13 protein-coding genes are annotated in these 18,333 nt (G+C 69.9%); 11 read left to right on the plus strand and 2 right to left on the minus strand.

Translation table 11 applies throughout. The features are described from left to right. Positions 1-139: 139 nt before the first annotated feature. The 8 genes from ACF08N_RS33585 to ACF08N_RS33620 all read left to right on the plus strand — a co-directional run bounded on the left by ACF08N_RS33585 (position 140) and on the right by ACF08N_RS33620 (position 12,544). Positions 140-3,736, plus strand: coding sequence for a LamG-like jellyroll fold domain-containing protein (locus ACF08N_RS33585; RefSeq protein WP_392328519.1), 3,597 nt, complete (start codon positions 140-142; stop codon positions 3,734-3,736). 97 nt (positions 3,737-3,833) lie between these two features. Further along, on the plus strand, positions 3,834-4,889 hold the full coding sequence (locus ACF08N_RS33590; protein ID WP_392328507.1) for a LacI family DNA-binding transcriptional regulator: 1,056 nt from the start codon (positions 3,834-3,836) through the stop codon (positions 4,887-4,889). Beyond that, positions 4,886-6,136: an extracellular solute-binding protein gene (locus ACF08N_RS33595; protein WP_392328508.1), complete on the plus strand. Its 1,251-nt coding sequence runs from the start codon at positions 4,886-4,888 to the stop codon at positions 6,134-6,136. Before ACF08N_RS33590 ends, ACF08N_RS33595 begins: the two co-directional genes overlap by 4 nt. Positions 6,137-6,157: 21 nt before the next feature. Beyond that, a complete protein-coding gene (locus ACF08N_RS33600; protein WP_392328509.1) occupies positions 6,158-7,147 on the plus strand; it encodes a carbohydrate ABC transporter permease in 990 nt (329 codons plus the stop codon). Next, positions 7,144-7,986 carry a carbohydrate ABC transporter permease gene (locus ACF08N_RS33605; RefSeq protein WP_392328510.1) on the plus strand — a complete coding sequence of 281 codons (843 nt, stop codon included), beginning with the start codon at positions 7,144-7,146 and terminating at the stop codon, positions 7,984-7,986. The genes ACF08N_RS33600 and ACF08N_RS33605 overlap by 4 nt, the downstream gene beginning before the upstream one ends. A 5-nt stretch (positions 7,987-7,991) precedes the next feature. Continuing rightward, positions 7,992-10,010 (plus strand): TIM-barrel domain-containing protein, encoded by a 2,019-nt coding sequence (locus ACF08N_RS33610; protein WP_392328511.1) that lies wholly within the window; start codon positions 7,992-7,994, stop codon positions 10,008-10,010. Further along, positions 10,007-11,950, plus strand: coding sequence for a glycoside hydrolase family 127 protein (locus ACF08N_RS33615; RefSeq protein WP_392328512.1), 1,944 nt, complete (start codon positions 10,007-10,009; stop codon positions 11,948-11,950). The genes ACF08N_RS33610 and ACF08N_RS33615 overlap by 4 nt, the downstream gene beginning before the upstream one ends. Before the next feature lie 150 nt (positions 11,951-12,100). After that, on the plus strand, positions 12,101-12,544 hold the full coding sequence (locus ACF08N_RS33620) for a hypothetical protein (protein ID WP_392328513.1): 444 nt from the start codon (positions 12,101-12,103) through the stop codon (positions 12,542-12,544). A 13-nt stretch (positions 12,545-12,557) separates the two neighbouring features. On the opposite strand, the gene ACF08N_RS33625 is transcribed toward ACF08N_RS33620, so the two are convergent. Beyond that, a complete protein-coding gene (locus tag ACF08N_RS33625) occupies positions 12,558-13,076 on the minus strand; it encodes a DUF2716 domain-containing protein (RefSeq protein WP_392328514.1) in 519 nt (172 codons plus the stop codon). Positions 13,077-13,186: 110 nt separating this feature from the next. Between ACF08N_RS33625 and ACF08N_RS33630 the strand changes: the two genes are divergently transcribed. Together ACF08N_RS33630 and ACF08N_RS33635 are read left to right on the plus strand one after the other, a co-directional pair. Further along, entirely contained in the window at positions 13,187-13,804 is a 618-nt protein-coding gene (locus ACF08N_RS33630) for a TOPRIM nucleotidyl transferase/hydrolase domain-containing protein (protein ID WP_392328515.1), read from the plus strand. Positions 13,805-14,205: 401 nt separating this feature from the next. After that, positions 14,206-15,618: an MFS transporter gene (locus ACF08N_RS33635; protein WP_392328516.1), complete on the plus strand. Its 1,413-nt coding sequence runs from the start codon at positions 14,206-14,208 to the stop codon at positions 15,616-15,618. 85 nt (positions 15,619-15,703) lie between these two features. Here ACF08N_RS33635 and ACF08N_RS33640 read toward each other — a convergent pair whose 3' ends face one another. Next, on the minus strand, positions 15,704-17,152 hold the full coding sequence (locus ACF08N_RS33640; protein WP_392328517.1) for an arginine decarboxylase: 1,449 nt from the start codon (positions 17,150-17,152) through the stop codon (positions 15,704-15,706). Positions 17,153-17,695: 543 nt separating this feature from the next. Here ACF08N_RS33640 and ACF08N_RS33645 point away from each other — a divergent pair. Next, positions 17,696-18,333: aldehyde dehydrogenase family protein (locus tag ACF08N_RS33645; RefSeq protein ID WP_392325404.1), on the plus strand; the 638-nt coding region annotated here is incomplete at its 3' end.

Raw genomic sequence — 18,333 nt, forward strand, 5'->3', positions numbered from 1 at the left:
ACATATCCGGGGCGTTGTCGAACCGGTTCGACAAGTCCTCCGACACCCTCACAGGAGCCGCAACGATGGTCCTACCGAGAGCACGCCAGGTACGGGAACGCCCGAGAGCGGGACAGGTGCGGCCGGCCTGGCAAAGGCGCTGGCCGTTGCGCTGGGAATCGGCCTGGTGGGTGCGGGCCCGCCGGCGCCGGCGTCCGCCGCCGAACTGCCGGTGCCCGCCCTGGAGTACACGTTCGACGCCGACGACCTGGCCGCCGGGAGGATCGCCGACAGCTCGGGCCACGGGCTCGACGGCACCCTGGTGAACGGGGAGAGCGCGGCCCTGGTCGACGGTGCGGCGGGTGGGAAGGCCCTGGACCTTCCCGGCGGGGCCGTCGGCTCCGCAGGCGCCCATGTCCGGCTGCCGAAAGGGGCGTTGGCCGGGGCCCGCGATCTGACCGTCTCGGCCCGGGTGCGCTGGGACGGCGGCACGACGCCGTGGCAGTGGATCTACGCACTCGGCAAGGACACCGGCCGGTACCTGTTCAGCACGCCGTACAACAACGACGGGCGGCTGCGCACGGCCGTCACCACCTCCGGTGGCGGAGGCGAGGCCCAGGTCACCGGGTCGGCGGCATTGCCGGACAAGGAGTGGAAGACCCTCACCGTCACGCTCGACACGAGCGCCGACCGCCTCACCACCTACCTCGACGGTGTCGCCGTCGCTTCCACCAGGACCGAGGTCGACGCCGGTGAACTGATCGACACCTCCGCCACCTTCGCCGGTTACCTCGGCAAGTCCTTCTACCTGGACCCGCTGTTCGCGGGCGCGGTCGACGAGTTCGCCGTGTATCACCAGGCACTGAGTGCCGAGCAGGTCGCCCAGACCGTAGGCGAGACACCGACGCCGACCGGTCTGGCGCAGGAGGAGTTCGAGCTCCGTACCACCACGGGCACAGCGCCCGACCTGCCGGCCACGGTGCGCGCCACCTACTCCGACGGCTATGACCGGCAGGTCGCCGCCGACTGGGATCCGGTGGACCCGGACGCGTACGCCGCGCCCGGTTCCTTCACCGTGTCGGGCAAGGCCGCCGGGCGGACGGTGACCGCGAAGGTCACCGTGGTCCGCGAAGGGGAGCTCGTCGTCGATCTCGGCAAGCAGGCCGGAGCGTTTCACGGCGGCGCGTCCGGCACCCTGTACGGGCTCTACGGGCAGGACGTGCCGACGAACAACCTCATCGAGGGCATGAATCTGCGCACCGTCGCGACCAAGGCCCAGGACGGTCCGCAGCATCCGGGGGCCGACGCACTCGAGGTCGTCAAGCCGCTCGCGGACAGCACGGACGGCGATGTCTACATCTACATGACCGACATCCACCGCGGCTTCCCCTACCAGTGGGAGGGCGACACCCCCGCGGAGAAGATGCGGATCTACAAGGAGAAGATCGCGGCGCAGGTCGACCAGGTCCTGAAGCTGCCGGCGCAGTACCAGGACAACATCGTCTTCGTGCCCTTCAACGAGCCCGAGGGCAACATGTTCGGCACCGGGCAGTGGAGCTACAACGGAACCAGTTGGCTGGACAGGCCGGACGACTACTTCGCCGCCTGGGACGACGTGTACCGGCTGATCAAGGGCAGGATGCCGGACGCCCGGATCGCCGGGCCCAACACCAGCGTGCTGTTCACCCAGGTCCAGGGGTTCCTGAGGCACGCGGTACAGGCCGGCACCGTCCCCCAGGTCATGACCTGGCACGAGCTGAGCCACCCGGAGCAGATCCGCACCAGTGTCAAGAGGTATCGCGGCTGGGAGAAGGAGATCTTCGCCGGCAGCGCGCACGAGGGTACCCAACTGCCCATCAACATCAACGAGTACGCGTACAACTACCACACCTCGGTGCCCGGCCAGATGGTTCAGTGGATCTCCGCGATCGAGGAGTCGAAGGTCGACGCCGACATCGCCTACTGGAACATCGACGGCAATCTGTCGGACTCGGCCGTCCAGGCCAACCGCGGCAACGGTCAGTGGTGGCTCTACCAGGCGTACGGCAGCATGACCGGCCGTACCGTCCAGGTGAGCCCGCCGTTCCCCGGCGAGAACTACACGATGCAGGGCGTGGCGGCCCTGGACGAGAAGAAGCGCCAGGCGCGGGCGATCTTCGGCGGCTCCGACGGTGGCGGGCACATCCGGTTCGACCACGTGCCCGGCGACGTCTTCGGGGACACGGTGCACGCCTGGATCCGCGAGATCCCGTGGACGGGGCAGATCGGCGACTCCGCCCCGCCGCGGTTGATCGCCGAGCAGGACGTCCAGGTGCGCGACGACGGTTCGGTGGCCTTCGACTTCGGTGGCGACGCCCGCCTGCCGGCGCTCGAGGAGTCGTCGGCGTACGAGATCGTCATCGCACCGGGCCGCAGCGGCACGAAGGCCTCGGCCCCCACGGCTCTGTGGGAGGCCGACTACGAGGCCGAGGACGCGGCGCACACCGGTTCCGGCTACAGCAGGAACGGCCCCGAGGGCTCGCCTTCGAACGTGGCGAAGTTCTACACCTCCGGCGGATACAACGTCGGGGGCCTGAGGACGGGCTCCGACGTGAAGCTCGACTTCACCGTCGACGTCCCGAAGGACGGCACCTACGACCTGAGTGTCTTCGCCAACTCGCTCAACACTTTCGACAAGGTCGAGGAGCAGGGCCCGACCAATGTGTTCCTCACCGTGGACGGCGGCGCCGAACAGGACCTGTTCCTGCCGCTGGGCTACAAGTGGGTGGTCTGGGACCACACCGACACCACCGTCGAGCTGACCAAGGGCACGCACACCCTCTCGCTCGCCGCGAAGAGCGTGGACGGCAAGCGGGCCACCAAGGGCGACGCGATCGTCGACCGCCTCACGCTCACCCTGCCCAACCCCGAGGCCGGGAAGGCGGTGTACGAGGGAGAGCTCGCGGCACTGGACGGCGGGCACCCCGTCTACGGGACGGACGGCGTGTCGGGCGCGGGGGCCGCGCAGCTCCAGCAGGGCGACAGCGCGACCTTCTGGGTCTACTCGCCGGCCGACACCGAGTCCACCCTCACCCTCGCCACGCGCGGCTCCGGGCGGGCGCAGCTCACCGTGAACGGCCAGGACACCCTGCGCGTCACACCGGCGGCCAAGAAGGTGGCGGTCTCCCTGTCCGGCGGTGTCAACAAGGTCACCGTGACCGGGAAGTCGGGCACGCTGCTCGTCGACCACCTCGGCGTCGAGCAGACGTCGACGACCCTCGCGCCGGCCGTCTACCAGGCCGAGGACGCCGAGCTCGCCGGCTCGGCCGCACCGGCTCGGCTGTCACTCGCCAGTGACGGCTCCGCGGTGCGCGGCATCGGCGGTGAGCCGGGCAACGGCAACACCGCGACCTTCCGCGTCACGGCCGGGAAGGACGGCCTGTACGCCATGCGCGTGCGCTATTCCAACCCCGAACAGTCCGAGGCCACCCACTACAACCCGGACCCGCTGGCCCGGCCCGCGGACATCTCCGTCAACGGCGCCGAGCCGCGCCGCACCTTGTTCCCGCACACGTTCCACGAGAACAACTTCTGGGAGCAGACGGTCACCGTGCGGCTGAAGAAGGGCAGCAACACGATCCGGTTCTCGGCCGAGGAACTGCCCAACTTCGACGGCACGTCCTACGCGTCCGACACGTTCCCCGGGATCCTGCTGCGCTCGCGGTACGCACCCGTGCTCGACAAGATCACCATCGCGAGATTCGCGGACCGGCCGTAAGAGCCGTCGGCGGCCCTCGGACGAGGGCCGCCGGCCACCCCCGACCGCCCCGGGCCACCCCCGCGGTGGACGCCAACGGCCCAGAAAGGAAAGCAGCATGGTCACGATCGGCGATATCGCCCGCGCCGCCGGAGTGTCACGCAGTACCGCGTCGTACGCGCTGTCCGGCAAGCGCTCGATCTCCGAGGAAGTACAAGAACGCGTCCGGGAGGCGGCCCGGGAGCTGGGCTACACGCCCAACGCCGGCGCCCGGGCGCTGGCCACCGCGGAGACGAGGGTCATCGGTCTGCTCGCCCGGTTCCTCGAGGACGAGTTCGCCCCGGCCATGCTCCAGTACATCCGCGGTGTCAGCGACACCGCGCGGGCACACGGCTACGACACCCTGCTCGTCACGGAGGCCGACGGCGCCCGCGCGCTGCGCCGGATCACCTCCTCGCGGATGGTCGACGGCGTCGTCCTGCTCAACGTCGCGGAGGACGACGCCCGACTGCCGCTGCTGCGCAAGGCCCCGCAACCCGGTGCGCTGGTCGGGCTGCCCGGCGACTGCGCCGGGGTGGACGTCTTCGACCTCGACTTCGAGGCGGCCGGCCGGCTGATGGTCGACCACATGCACCGGCTGCGGCACCGGGAACTGATCCTCGTCTCGCAGCCCGAGCACGTCGTCGAGCGGGGCGGCGCCTACGTGTGGCGGCTCCAGGACGCGGTGGTGCAGCAGGCACGGGCCCGGGGCATCCGACTCCACGCGGCCTTCGGCGAGTCGAGGCAGCCGGAGGTGGGACGGTCCCTGCACGCACTGCTCGACGCCCACCCGACCGCCACCGGTCTGCTGCTGGGCAACGAGGCCGCCGCCGCGGCCCTGCCGTCGGTGCTGCACGCGCGCGGACTCGCCGCGCCACGGGACCTGTCGGTCGTCGGCCGGTACTCGGACGAGTTCGCGCGCACCTTCTCGCTGCCGTTCTCCTCCATCGAGAGCGCGCCGGACCGGCTCGGCGAGCTGGCCGTGACCCAGCTCGTGCGCCGCATCACCACGCCGGAGGGCAGCAAGGAGCCGCACGTCCTGCGGCTGCTCCCGCCCGAGCTCGTCGACCGCGGCAGCACCGGACCGCCCCCGGCGGCACCCAGCACTTCATCTGTTCAAGGAGGAACATCATGAGAAGCGCCACCAAGTCCGCCCGCGCGATGGCCGTGTTCGGCGCTGCCGTCCTCGCCATGACCGCCTGCTCCTCAGGCGGAGGCGGCGGTGCCGGCGAGCAGTCGAGCGACACCTACACCTGGTGGGACCCCTACCCCCAGCACAAGGCGTCCTCCGGCTGGGCGAAGCGCGTCGCCAAGTGCGGCGACGAGGCCGGCGTCACGATCAAGCGCACCGCCTACGACACCACCGCGCTCACCAACCAGGCGCTGCTCGCGGCCCAGGAGGGCACGGCGCCGGACCTCATGCTGCTCGACAACCCCGCCGTCTCCACCCTCGCCGACACCGAGATGCTGACCACGATGAAGGAGTTCGGCCTCGACACCTCCGGCATCGACAAGAACCTGCTGTCGGCCGGTGTCGTGGACGGCGAGGAGTACGGCATCCCCGTCGGCGCCAACACGCTCGCGCTCTACTACAACAAGGACATCCTCGACGCCGCCGGCGTCGACCCCGCCTCGGTCAAGGACTGGGACTCGCTCACCGCGGCCCTGAAGAAGGTCACCGGGGCCGGCAAGAAGGGCATCACCTTCGCCGGGATCGGCACCGAGGAGGGCTCCTTCCAGTTCCTGCCCTGGTTCTGGGGTGCAGGCGCCGACCTGCGCAGGCTCGACTCGCCGCAGGCAACCGAGGCGCTGGAGCTGTGGACCGGCTGGCGCAACAAGGGGTACGCCCCCGAATCGGTGATCAACAACTCGCAGAACACCACCTGGGAGGAGTTCCTGACCGGCGACTTCGGCTTCGCCGTGAACGGCACCTGGCAGGTCAACAGCGCCGCCGAGGCGAAGTTCACCACCGGGGTCGTACAGATCCCCGGCAGGGACGGCGGCGTGGCCCCGACCCCGACCGGCGGCGAGTTCATCACCGCACCGGTCCAGACGGACGCCGGCCGCTACGACGTCACCAAGAAGATCGTGCAGTGCATGACCACCCCCGACGGGATGGTGGAGACGGCCAAGACCTTCGCGTACTACATCCCGCCCACCAAGGCGGGCCAGGACCAACTGCTGGGGGACGAGCCGGATCTGAAGCCGTGGGTCGACGCGGTGCGCAGCGCGAAGGGCCGCACCAGCGACAACCTCGGCACCGACTACCCGAAGGTCTCCGAGCCGTTGTGGAACGCCGTGCAGAAGTCCCTCAGCGGGGCCAAGAAGCCCAAGGAGGCGCTGGCCGAGGCGCAGTCGACCGCGAAGGGCGAGGTCGGCTGAGTGCCGGCCGGAACAACCGACATGAGAGTGACCACCGAAACGGACGCGCCCGCGGAGCGCGCCACGGGCGGCGAGCCGCCGCCCGCCGCCCCGCGGCCGCGTCCGCCCCTGCACCGGCGCATCCGCTCCACCCAGTGGGCGGGCCTCGCGTTCCTCGCCCCCCTCCTCGCCTACCTGCTGATCTTCTACGCCTATCCGCTGTACCGGAATCTCGAACTCAGCGTGCACGACTACACGGTCAGGGCGGTTGTCCTCGGTGACGCCGAGTTCACCGGCCTCGTCAACTACCGCGACGTCCTCGCCTCCGACACCTTCGGCCTCGCCCTGCGCAACACGCTCCTGTTCACCTTCGTCTCGATCGCCGCGCAGTACGCGATCGGCCTCGCCCTCGCGGTGTTCTTCCGCGCGAACTTCCGGCTCTCCGGGGTGCTGCGGGCGATGTTCCTGGTGCCGTGGCTGCTGCCGCTGATCGTCTCCGGCTCCACCTGGGCCTGGATGCTGGCCGGCGACAGCGGCATCGTCAACGCGGCCCTGGAGGCGTTCGGCATCGGCCAGATCAACTGGCTGACCGATCCGGACTGGGCGCTGACCTCCGTGATCATCGCCAACATCTGGCTCGGCATCCCGTTCAACCTTGTCATCCTGCACGCCGGGCTGCAGAACATCCCCGACGACCTGTACGAGGCGGCCGCCCTGGACGGGGCGAACGCCTGGCAGCAGTTCCGGCGCGTGACCTTCCCGCTCCTGCGTCCCGTCTCGGCGATCACGCTGCTGCTCGGCCTGGTCTACACACTCAAGGTCGTCGACGTGATCTGGATCATGACCACCGGCGGTCCCGGCAACGTCTCCACCACCTTGGCGGTCTGGTCCTATCGCGAAGCCTTCGGCACCGGGCAGCCCGACTTCTCTCCCGCGGCCACGGTCGGCAACCTGCTCATCGTCATGGCCCTGGCCTTCGGCTTCCTCTACCTCCAGCTGCAGCGTCGACAGGACCGGGAGGCGCAGTCATGACGACCCGCACGGCACGGCCCGCACCAAGGCACCGCACCCCGTGGAAGACCGCCCTGGGCGTCTTCCTCACCGCGCTGATGCTCTTCCCCGTGTACTGGATGTTCAACGTCTCCTTGACCAGGACCGAGGACATGCGGGCCGACCCGCCCCACTGGTTCCCCTGGAATCCGACGTTCGAGGGGTACGGGGACGTGCTGCGCGACCAGCTGCCGGCCCTGGGCACGAGCCTGGGCATCGGTCTCGGCTGTGTGCTGCTCACCCTGCTGATCTCCGCACCTGCCGGGTTCGCGCTCGCCAAGCTGCTCCGCCGCGGGAGGGGCACGGTCAGCTTCTTCCTGCTCGTCGCCCAGATGATCCCCAGTGTGGTCATGGCGATCGGCTTCTACGCCGTCTATGTGCGGCTCGGCTGGATCAACTCCGTATGGGGGCTGATCGTCGCCGACTCGACCATCGCCGTCCCGTTCGGCGTGATGGTCCTGGCCGCCTTCATGTCCGGCATCCCGGGCGAGCTCATGCAGGCCGCCCGGATCGACGGCGCGAGCACCTGGCGGACCTTCGTCTCCGTGGTGCTGCCGCTCGGCCGCAACGCCCTTTTGACGGTGTCGCTGTTCTCGTTCCTGTGGGCGTGGTCGGACTTCGTCTTCGCCTCCACTCTCAACCGGAACGGGGACGCGGTCCCGATCACCCTCGGCATCTACGCCTATATCGGCAACAACACCACCGAATGGAACTCAATCATGGCGACCGCCGTTGTCGCGTCCGTCCCCGCGGCCGTGCTCCTCGTCGTCGCCCAGCGCTTCGTCGCCGGCGGTGTCACCGCCGGTGCCGTGAAGGACTGACACCCATGGTGACCTTCCGTCCGACCGCCACCTGTCTCGCAGTCCGCCATCGGCACGAGATCCTCACCGTCCAGGCGTGGGGCGCCGACAGCGTCCGGGTCCGCGCGGCGCAGTACCGCATCCCGGCCGAAAGCCACGGCGCGCTCGGCACACCCCCGCCGTCCACCCCGCCGGCGATCGACGTCGCCGAGGACCACGCGACGTTCGTGCACGGCGACCTGACCGTGGCGGTGCACTTCGACCGCGCCGCCGCCTACCCCGAGCCCCTGCTGACCTTCACCCGCACCAGCACCGGGACCGAGCTGCTCGCCGAGAGCCGTGAGCACTTCTGGATGCCCGGCGCACGGGTCTTCCACGGCAACCGCTCCGGCGCCTACGAGGTGCACCAGCAGTTCGCCGCCCACCCCGGCGAGCGCCTGTACGGCATGGGCCAGCGCACCCACGGCCGGCTCGACCTCAAGGGCCTGGCCCTGGACCTCGTACAGCGCAACGGCGAGGTGTCCATCCCCTTCGTGCTGTCCGACCGGGGCTACGGGATGCTATGGAACAACCCCGCCCTCGGACGCGTCGAGTTCGCAGAGAACGCCACCCGCTGGCAGGCCGGCCAGACACGGGAGATCGACTACTGGCTCACCGCCGCCCCCACGCCCGCGGAGATCCTCGCCCGGTACGCCGACGCCACCGGCCACGCCCCCGAACTGCCGCACTGGGCAAGCGGCTTCTGGCAGTCCAAGCTGCGCTACCGGGACCAGGACGAACTCCTCGCCGTCGCCCGCGAGCACCGCCGCCGCGGCCTGCCCCTGTCCGTGATCGCCGCCGACTACTTCCACTGGCCGGCGATGGGCGACCACCGCTTCGACGAGAGCGAATGGCCCGACCCCAAGGCCATGGTCGACGAACTGGCCGCGATGGGCGTGGAACTCATGGTCTCCATCTGGCCCACCGTCTCCCCGCTGGCCGAGCACTTCGCCACCTACCGCGACCGCGGCCTGCTCGTCGGTACCGACCAGGGCGTCGAGTTCCACCAGACCATCCAGGACAAGCACATGGCCGCCCCGATGCCGGTGGCCTTCTACGACCCGACCAACCCGGAGACCCGCGCCTACGTCTGGGACCTGGTCCGCCAGGGCTACCGCGACCTGGGCATCAAGGTCTTCTGGCTGGATGCCTGCGAACCCGAGCTGAATCCGGCCCACCCGGCGAACCTGGCGCTGTACGCGGGCCCCGGCGCGGAGGTCGCCGGCATCTACCCGCGCGACAACGCCCGCCTGTTCGCGGAGGCCATGGCCGCCGAGGGCGAGCCGACGGTGCTGCTGTGCCGCTCGGCGTGGGCCGGGGCGCAGAAGTACGGCGCCGCGGTGTGGTCGGGGGACATCCCCGCCACCTGGCAGTCCCTGCAACAGCAGATCCGCGCGGGCCTCGGCGTCGCCGTCTCCGGCATCCCGTGGTGGACCACCGACATCGGCGGCTTCCACGGCGGCGACGCCCGCGACCCCGCCTACCGCGAACTGATGATCCGCTGGTTCCAGTTCGGGGTGTTCTGCCCGCTGTTCCGGCTGCACGGCGACCGCGAACCCCGCACCCCCACCTCGTACGCGCAGTCCGGCGGCCCCAACGAGGTCTGGTCGTACGGGGACGAGGCATACGGGATCATCTCCGGCCTGCTGCACCTGCGGGAGCGGCTGCGCCCCTACATCCACCGGCAGATGCGCACCGCCGCCCGGACGGGTCTGCCGCCGATGCGGCCCCTGTTCCTGGACCATCCGGACGATCCGCGCGCCTGGCAGACCGACGACGAGTTCCTGTTCGGACCGGACATCCTCGTCGCCCCCGTCGCCCTGCCCGGTCAGCGCTCACGGCAGGTCTACCTCCCGGCCGGCACTCGTTGGACCGACGCCGCGACGGGCGAGGTCCACGACGGCGGCACCACTGTGGAGGCCGCCGCCCCCATCGACCGAATTCCCGTCTTCACCCGCGAGGGTGCCGACGTACCGCTGGCCGCAGGAGAGGAAGCACACGCGTGACGGTGCAGGACACCCCGAGCAGCATCGATCCCAAGGGCGGCCGGCCCGTCGTCCCCACCCGAGGCGCCCGGCGCCCGCTCGGACTCGGGGAGGTGAGGCTCACCGGCGGATTCTGGGCGGCGCTTCAGCAGACCAACGCATCGGCCACCCTCGACCACTGCGAAGAGTGGATGGAGCGCCTGGGCTGGCTCGCCAACTTCGACCGGGTAGCCGACGCCACCACCGCACCCGACCGGCCCGGCTGGTGCTTCTCCGACTCCGAGGTCTACAAGCTCATCGAGGCTCTGGCCTGGGAGTACGGCCGCTCCGGCGACCCCTCGCACGATCGGGCGGTACGACGCCTCACAGCGCGCATCGCCCGCGCCCAGGACGCCGACGGCTACCTCAACACCTGCTACGGCCACACCGGTCAGCAGCCCCGCTACAGCGACCTGGAATCCGGCCACGAGCTGTACTGCACCGGGCACCTGCTCCAGGCCGCGGTGGCCCGGCTCCGTACCGTGGGCGCCGACGAACTGGTGGACCTCGCGCGCCGTGCGGCCGACCACGTCTGCGCGACCTTCGGCCCCGACGGGACGCCGGGCATCTGCGGCCACCCCGAGATCGAACTCGGCCTGGCCGAGTTCGGCCGCGCCCTCGGGGAGAGCCGCTACGTGGACCAGGCCCAACTGTTCCTCGAGCGCCGCGGCCACCGCACCCTGAAGGACATCCCGCTGGGCCGCGCCTACTTCCAGGACGACGTACCCATCCGCAAGGCCGGCACCTGGCGCGGCCACGCGGTCCGCGCCCTGTACCTGTCCGCGGCCGCGGTCGACGTCGCGGTGGAACGCGACGACCGGGACCTGCTCGCCGCGATCGAACGCCAGTGGACCAACGGGGTCTCCCGACGCACCTACCTGACCGGCGGCATGGGCTCCCGCCACCAGGACGAGGGCTTCGGCGAGGACTGGGAACTGCCCCCGGACCGCGCCTACTGCGAGACCTGCGCCGGTGTCGCCTCGATCATGGTGTCCTGGCGGCTCCACCTCGCCACCGGGCAGGTGCGCTACGCCGACCTGATCGAACGCACCTTCTTCAACGTGATCGCCACGTCGCCGAGCGCGGACGGCCGGGCCTTCTTCTACGCCAACCCGCTGCACCAGCGGACAGCCGGCACGGCACCGGGCGACGCCGAGGTGAGTCCACGCGCCGAGGGCGGCTCCCGTGCCGCATGGTTCGACGTGTCGTGCTGCCCCACCAACGTCGCCCGCACTCTGGCGACATGGCACACCTACCTGGCCACCGCGGGCGAGCGGGACCTGACCGTTCTCCAGTACGCCGGCGGACGCATCACCGCGGAACTGGGGGACGGGCGCACGGTCGAGCTCGCGGTCGAGACGGCCTACCCGCACGACGGCCTCGTCACCGTCCGCGTGGTGCAGGCGCCCAAGGGCCCGATGGCACTGCGTCTGCGCGTCCCCGCCTGGGCCGACGGAGCGGTACTCGACGAGGGCGGACACCGGCGCTCCGCCGCCCCCGGACTGGCGGTCGTGGACCGTGAACTCGTACCCGGTGAGGAGATCCGGCTGCACATCCCCGTATCCCCGCGCTACACCTGGCCGGACCCTCGCATCGACGCCGTCCGCGGCAGCGTCGCCGTCGAACGCGGCCCGCTGGTGTACTGCGCCGAGTCCCTCGACCTGCCGGACGGCACCGGCCTCGACGACCTGACGGTGGACGCCACCACGCAGCCGGTGGAACGCCAGGGCCGTGTCCTCCTCCGCGCGTTCACCCGCCCCCGCCCCGGCACCGACCCGGCCTGGCCGTACGGGCGGACATCAGCCTCGACCACACCGGACGGTACGCAGAGCGTGGAGCTCCCTCTCGTCCCGTACCACCAGTGGGCCGAGCGCGCCCCCTCCGCCATGCGCGTCTGGCTCCCCGCGGGACGGCTGGAGTGAGACCGGTGACTCGCCCCGACAGCGCGGCCCCCGCGCCTCTTCGGAGGTGCGGGGGCTGTACGAGGGCCTCGCGCCGGCCTCCGGCTTGGCGGCCGATCGGCGGTTGCTGAGCGGAGTCTGCCGTACTGGCAGCGTCAGTAGGCTTGCGATGTGACTGATCACGGCATTGAGTTTCCGGTGTTCCGGCTGCATGTTGTGCCGGCGGTTCTAGCCCTTGCGAGTCCCACGTGGCAGCGGGACGTGTGGCTTCAGCCGGAGAAGTTCGAAAACTTGGACTTCGTGGTCCACGTGCTGTTCGACGACTTCTGTGACGCGGACGACCCGGCCCCCTGGCTGGGTAAGAGCCTGCGCACGGAGGAAGAAGTCGTTCTCATGAAGAAGCTGGGCGAGGCGTACTCAGCCGTACAGGACGCGGTGGGTCGCGACGCCATGGACCAGGACTACCTTGACGCTCCGGGGTGGGGCTCGGTGATGAGGGCCGCGGGCAGGCTGGCTCGCGTGATGGTGGCCAACGACCTCCAAGCCATGGCTCTGCTGCACCCAGAAGGTGAGCGCCCACGTTCTGAGGAAGCCGGTCCTCAGGAGCCTGAATGAGGCTCGGCGGGGCTCAGGCGGGGCCCACCACGTGCCCGGACCTGCGGATCGGCGGGCCAAGCACCTTGTCGACGTCCGTTGATACCGAGTCCAGGAGTGCCTCGCCGAACAGGCACAGGGACTCTTCCCAAGGGTGCCCGAAGCTGCCCATGCGGAAGTCTTCCGAAAGGTAGATGTAGTAGTCCCCGTCGGGATACGGGCTCAGTGGCCAAGCGGGTTGCGCAGGACCGCCGACCGCGTGCGGGACGAAGCGGTACGACGTGTGCTGCCAATCCAGCGCGAACAGCGTGCCCTGCGGACCGACGCAGGAGGCCAGCCCCTTCTTGACCAACTCGACCAGGCGGTCCAGACGCTCGTAACCCGGATCGTCGTCGAGTGCGGCAAGGCTCCATGTAGCCGAATCGACTGGCTCCTTGATGGCCGGCCACTGGAGCGAACTGGTACTCGGCCGGAAGGAGAACTCCTCGTAGAAGCGGTCCCAGACATATCTGTACTCAGCCTCTGGCAACTCAGCCACGGAACGATCCATCATCCGTCGATCCTATTGCGTTGCGGTTGCCGCCAGTCAGGCGACCAGTTGTCGATCCACGCCCCGGCGGAAATTCCCTACCGTCGTTGCCGGAAAGGGCGGAGACTCGCCTCATGGCTGACATGGGGGCGTTCCAGGAGGCGGTCACCGCGTGGGCGGCCGGTGGTCCCGGCGACCCCGCGCGCGAGCTGGCCGCGCGGCTGCCCGTCCGGACAGTCGTCCTGCTCGAAGGGCTGAGCGACGTCGCAGCGGTCAACGCGTTGGCCGCGAGCCGCGGCCGGGACCTGGCGGCCGAAGGAATCTGCGTCCTGTCCATGGGCGGTGCGATGAGCGTCGGGCGCTTCGCCCAACTCCTCGGGCCACCCGGCCTGGACCTCCGCCTCACGGGACTGTGCGACGAAGCGGAACGTCGCTACTACACCCGCGGCTTGGAGCGGGCCAGTGCAGCACAGCAGGGGTTCTTCGTCTGCGCGGCGGATCTGGAAGACGAGCTCATCCGCGCGCTGGGCGTGACGCGGGTCGAGGAACTCATCCGGGCCGAGGGCGACGTGCGCCCCCTGCGGACCTTTTTGCGCCAGCCCGCACAGCAGGGCCGCACCTCACAGCAGCAGTTGCGGCGATTCCTCGGCACGAAGAAGGGGCGCAAGATCCACTACGGCCGCGTCCTCGTCGAGGCCCTCGACCCCGACCGCATACCCGCCCCACTCGACGACCTGCTCACCTGCCTCTGAGGGCTGGGTGACGTCAATCTCGGCAGCAGAACTGCGGCGAGGGGGCACCGGGGGCGTACCGACTCCATGTTCCACCGGTCGCGGTGTGGGCCCAGGATCATGCCGGGCAGCGTTCCGTTCGCGAGGCATGGGCGGAACGGGATCGCCGCCTGCGGGACGCCCCGGTCACGAGGAGGGGCGGCCATGATCACGGACTTGATGGCCGCGCCCACACGCATTCCTTTAGAGAGCCCCCTCCGTCTCACATCGCGATATGGATCTACCGAAAAATGAGATGAATGAGACCGTGGCGCTGCCCGTACGGTCGCGCGGCCTTTCGCGAGGGGGACGCGCGCTGCCGTCGGGGCCGTCGGCGCACACCGTCGGCGACCGTTCTCCGCCCTCGCGCGAAAGACCGAGAAATGCCCACACCAGCCACCGGCCCGGCCCAGACACCCGTCAACACCCGGTCCCGCGTTCTCATCGCCAGCCTCATCGGCACGACGGTCGAGTTCTACGACTTCTACATCTACGCGACCGCCGCCGTTCTGGTCTTCCCCAGGCTCTTCTTCCCGAGCAGCGACCCGACCACGGCACTGCTGTCGTCCTTCGCCGTATTCGGCGCAGCGATGGTCGCCCGCCCGATCGGCGCCGTCGTCTTCGGACACCTCGGCGATCGCCTCGGCCGCAAGAGCACGCTGGTGATCTCGCTGCTCACCATGGGCATCGCCACGTTCCTCATCGGCGTCCTGCCCACCTACGCGCAGGCCGGCTGGATCGCCACCGCGCTGCTGGTGCTGATGCGGCTCGCGCAGGGCTTCGCGCTCGGCGGCGAGTGGAGCGGCGCCGCACTGGTCGCCACCGAGAACGCGCCCAGCGGCAAGCGCGCCCTGTACGGCACCTTCCCGCAGCTGGGCGCCCCGCTCGGTTTCATCATCGGCAACGGCCTCTTCCTGATCATCGGCGCGCTGCTCCCGTCGGCGGCCGCCGACCCCTCGCAGCCCTCCGATGCCTTCCTGAGCTGGGGCTGGCGTGTGCCGTTCCTGTTCTCGGCCGTGATGGTCGCGGTGGGTCTGTGGGTACGGGTGCGGCTCGTCGAGTCGACGGTCTTCGCCAAGACCCGCGAGGCCGGCAAGGTGCAGAAGCTTCCGCTGGCCACCGTCTTCAGCAACCACTGGAAGCAGCTGCTGCTCGGCAGCTTCGCCATGCTGGCGACGTACGTGCTCTTCTACCTGATGACCACGTTCTCGCTGAGCTACGGACGCACGCCGAAGGACGCCGCCGTGCCCGGTCTGGGGTACAGCTACACCACCTTCGTCCTGATGCTGATCTTCGGGGTGCTGTTCTTCGCCGTGTTCACCCTGGTCTCCGGCCCGCTCGCCGACAAGTACGGCCGGCGCGCCACTCTGATCTGGGTCACCGCCGCGATCGTGGTCTTCGGACTCGTATGGGTGCCGCTGATCGGCCTGGGCACGCTCGGCGTGGTGCTGTGGCTGGTGCTCGGCTTCACGCTGATGGGCATGACCTTCGGCCCGATGGGCGCGCTGCTGCCCGAGCTCTTCCCGACGAGCGTGCGCTACACCGGCTCCGGCATCTCGTACAACGTCAGCTCGATCCTGGGCGCGGCCGTCGCCCCGTTCATCGCGGTGGCGCTGTGGGAGGCCGGTGACGGCTCCCCACGGCTGGTCGGCGTCTACCTGTCCGTGATGGCACTGCTGACCCTGGTCGCGCTCGTGCTCGGCAAGGAGACGAAGCACATCTCCCTGGACGACGGCGAGACCCCCGCCGCCGACCGGGACGAGAACCCTGCCACCGTGGCCTCCGCGCGTTCTTGATCCGTCCGGCATCCCGCCGCGGCCCCCTTCACCCTGATGCAGGTGAAGGGGGCCGCGGCGCGTATGCCCACGCCGTTTGGTCTGGTCAGTCCCGCCTGGGCGAGGGCTGCTGGAGAGGCTCGGCCGGCCCCCGGCCCCGCAGAGTGTAGATTTCGCGGCCCTGTGTGCGCAGGGAGGCGATCAGCCGTTGGCGTCCCTCGTCCAGGTGTTCACCGGGGACCGCGATGGGCACGCCCGGCGGGTAGGCGATGATGAACTGATCGCACGTGCCACCGGAGAACGCGGAGGACGCGCGACGGCGGTTGCCCTGGATGGTGCGCATCGCCTGCAGCAGGCGCTGCACGGCCTTCTCGTCCACGCCGATGTGCAGGTGAAGCAGGATCGCGTCACCACACTCCCGGGCGATGTACAGGTCGTGTTCCTCGAACAGCTGCCGCCGGAAGTCCGAGGCGGAGATCCCCAGGTTCTTCAGGCTGATCATGACCCGGGTGGGATCGTCGGCCACCAGCATGGAGCTGTCGAGCAGGTGGCGGTCGGGCCCCAGGACCTCGAACGCGGACAGCTTCTCGTCGGTGTCGATCTCGTGCCGAACGGTGTGGGCGAGGTCGATGGAGCGTCGCAGCAGCCGTTCGCCCTCGGCCGTCGCCTGGGCCCTGGCAAGGTCGAGGCTGGCCAGCACCGGCCAGCTCGGGGATGTGGTGTGCAGCTGGAAGAGTTCCTGGGCGGCGCGCTCGTGCATCTCCTCGGAGCCGATCAGATGCAGGTACGAGCCCTGGCGCAGCGCCGACAGCGACTTGTGCGCGGAATGAGTGACGGCCACCTCCATCTGCCGGCCCTCTCCGGAGCGGCGCAGCATCCGGGAGGTGTGCAGGGCGGTCAGGGTGCGCAGGTCGGGGTGGAAGTTGTGCGCGGCGCCCCACGCCTCGTCCACCAGGACGCGGACGTGCGGATGTGTCTCGGCCAGTGCGCCGAGGATGGCGGGGAGGTTGTAGCGGACTCCGTCGTAGGAGACGGCGGAGAGCACCACGGTGCTGTACGGGCGGCCCTCCGCTGCGGCTTCCGCGTACATCTCCAGCAGGCGGCGAATGTCTCCGAATTCGCGCGGGCAGCTGTCGCAGCAGGCCCGCATGGGGGCGTAGTCCACCTCCACGCCGAGCCCGGGCAGGGCGAAATGGATCGACTGGTGACAGCTCCGGTCGGCGAGTACCCGCTCACCGGGCCGGGTCAGTGCGCCGAGCGCCACCCGATTGGCCGTGCTGGTCCCGCCCGAGAGGAAGAAGGTGTGGTCGGCACCGAATGCCTGGGCGGCGAGCCGCTGGGCCTGGAGCAGCGGGCCCCGCGGACGGAAGAAGGAGTCCAGCATGGCCCCGCTGTACGACACGTCCGCTGCGAGGTGGGCGGCACCGTAGAGGGCCAGGTAACGCTCACGGATTTCGGAATCGCGAAGTGAACCTTCGTGCGAAACAGGCAGCGCATGGAAGGACGTGAGATCACGCCGGGCGAGCGCGAGAAGCGCATCCGCAAGCGGAGCCACCTGCAGGTCGGTCTCTTCTCCCTGGCGACGGCGGGCTCGGGAGCTGCTTGTCGGGAGGATGGACTCTGCCGGACGGTCGGTTGTCGATGTCATGTCGCTCCGTGAGCAGGGGTCGGGCCGGTACGGGGACCGTCGCCGTGTCCGCCCGGGGCGGGCGGGGCAGGCGGCTTGGTGCCGCTGATTGCTGGTCGGACGCAGGGCACGGGCTCTCTCGGGCGACACCTTCGGTGCGAGTGGTGTCCTGCCGGTCGGCACGTACGGCGCAAAGGCTCCGTATCTGCGGCGCCGTGCGCTGCGTCCTTTCCGGAAGCCTAGGCGCCTACGTCCACGTGTCGGTTTGTGTGGGGCGTCCAAGGAATTCCGGATTCGTTGTCCGCACAGACAGACACCGGTTTGCGCGGTCTTGATAAGAGGATCTGCATTCGTCGGCCCGCACAACGAGTTGGTATTTACCTTGGCTCGACAGACGAAATGGCGGCGATGTGGCGTCCCCTAGCGTTCTCGGCACTACGGAAACAGGCGAGTGTGAAGGAGAGCCCTGCCATGGACGCTGTCACTCAGGTCCCCGCGCCGGTCAACGAGCCGGTGCACGGCTACGCCCCCGGTTCCGCCGAGCGCGCCCGCCTCGAGGCCAAGCTCAAGGAGCTGGCCGAGAACCCGATCGAGCTGTCGATGACCATCGGCGGTGTGAAGCGGCTCGGCGGCGGCGAGCGCTTCGAGGTCGTGCAGCCGCACAACCACAAGGCTGTGATCGGCACCGGCGCGCACGCCACCCAGCAGGACGCGCAGGACGCGATCGACGCCGCGCTCGCCGCCGCCCCGGCCTGGCGCGCGATGTCGTTCGACGACCGCGCCGCGATCATCCTGCGTGCCGCCGAGCTGCTGGCCGGCCCGTGGCGCGAGACGCTGGCCGCCTCGACCATGCTGGGCCAGTCCAAGACCGCGCAGCAGGCGGAGATCGACACCCCGTGCGAGCTGGTCGACTTCTGGCGCTTCAACGTCAAGTACGCGCGTGACCTGCTGGCCGAACAGCCGCCGGCGAACTCGCCGGGTGTGTGGAACCGTCTCGACCACCGTCCGCTCGAGGGCTTCGTCTACGCGATCACGCCGTTCAACTTCACGGCCATCGCCGGCAACCTGCCGACCGCGCCCGCGCTGATGGGCAACGTGGTGGTGTGGAA

This window comes from Streptomyces sp. NPDC015127 (genome assembly GCF_043080095.1).
Lineage (GTDB): Bacteria > Actinomycetota > Actinomycetes > Streptomycetales > Streptomycetaceae > Streptomyces.

What these genes read in the sequence shown, in the direction of transcription:
- ACF08N_RS33625 (WP_392328514.1), bottom strand. Translation starts at nt 13,076, where the DNA reads ATGATGGATCGTTCCGTGGCTGAGTTGCCAGAGGCTGAGTACAGATAT.
- ACF08N_RS33635 (WP_392328516.1), top strand. Translation starts at nt 14,206, where the DNA reads ATGCCCACACCAGCCACCGGCCCGGCCCAGACACCCGTCAACACCCGG.
- ACF08N_RS33605 (WP_392328510.1), top strand. Translation starts at nt 7,144, where the DNA reads ATGACGACCCGCACGGCACGGCCCGCACCAAGGCACCGCACCCCGTGG.
- ACF08N_RS33590 (WP_392328507.1), top strand. Translation starts at nt 3,834, where the DNA reads ATGGTCACGATCGGCGATATCGCCCGCGCCGCCGGAGTGTCACGCAGT.
- ACF08N_RS33600 (WP_392328509.1), top strand. Translation starts at nt 6,158, where the DNA reads ATGAGAGTGACCACCGAAACGGACGCGCCCGCGGAGCGCGCCACGGGC.
- ACF08N_RS33610 (WP_392328511.1), top strand. Translation starts at nt 7,992, where the DNA reads ATGGTGACCTTCCGTCCGACCGCCACCTGTCTCGCAGTCCGCCATCGG.
- ACF08N_RS33595 (WP_392328508.1), top strand. Translation starts at nt 4,886, where the DNA reads ATGAGAAGCGCCACCAAGTCCGCCCGCGCGATGGCCGTGTTCGGCGCT.
- ACF08N_RS33630 (WP_392328515.1), top strand. Translation starts at nt 13,187, where the DNA reads ATGGCTGACATGGGGGCGTTCCAGGAGGCGGTCACCGCGTGGGCGGCC.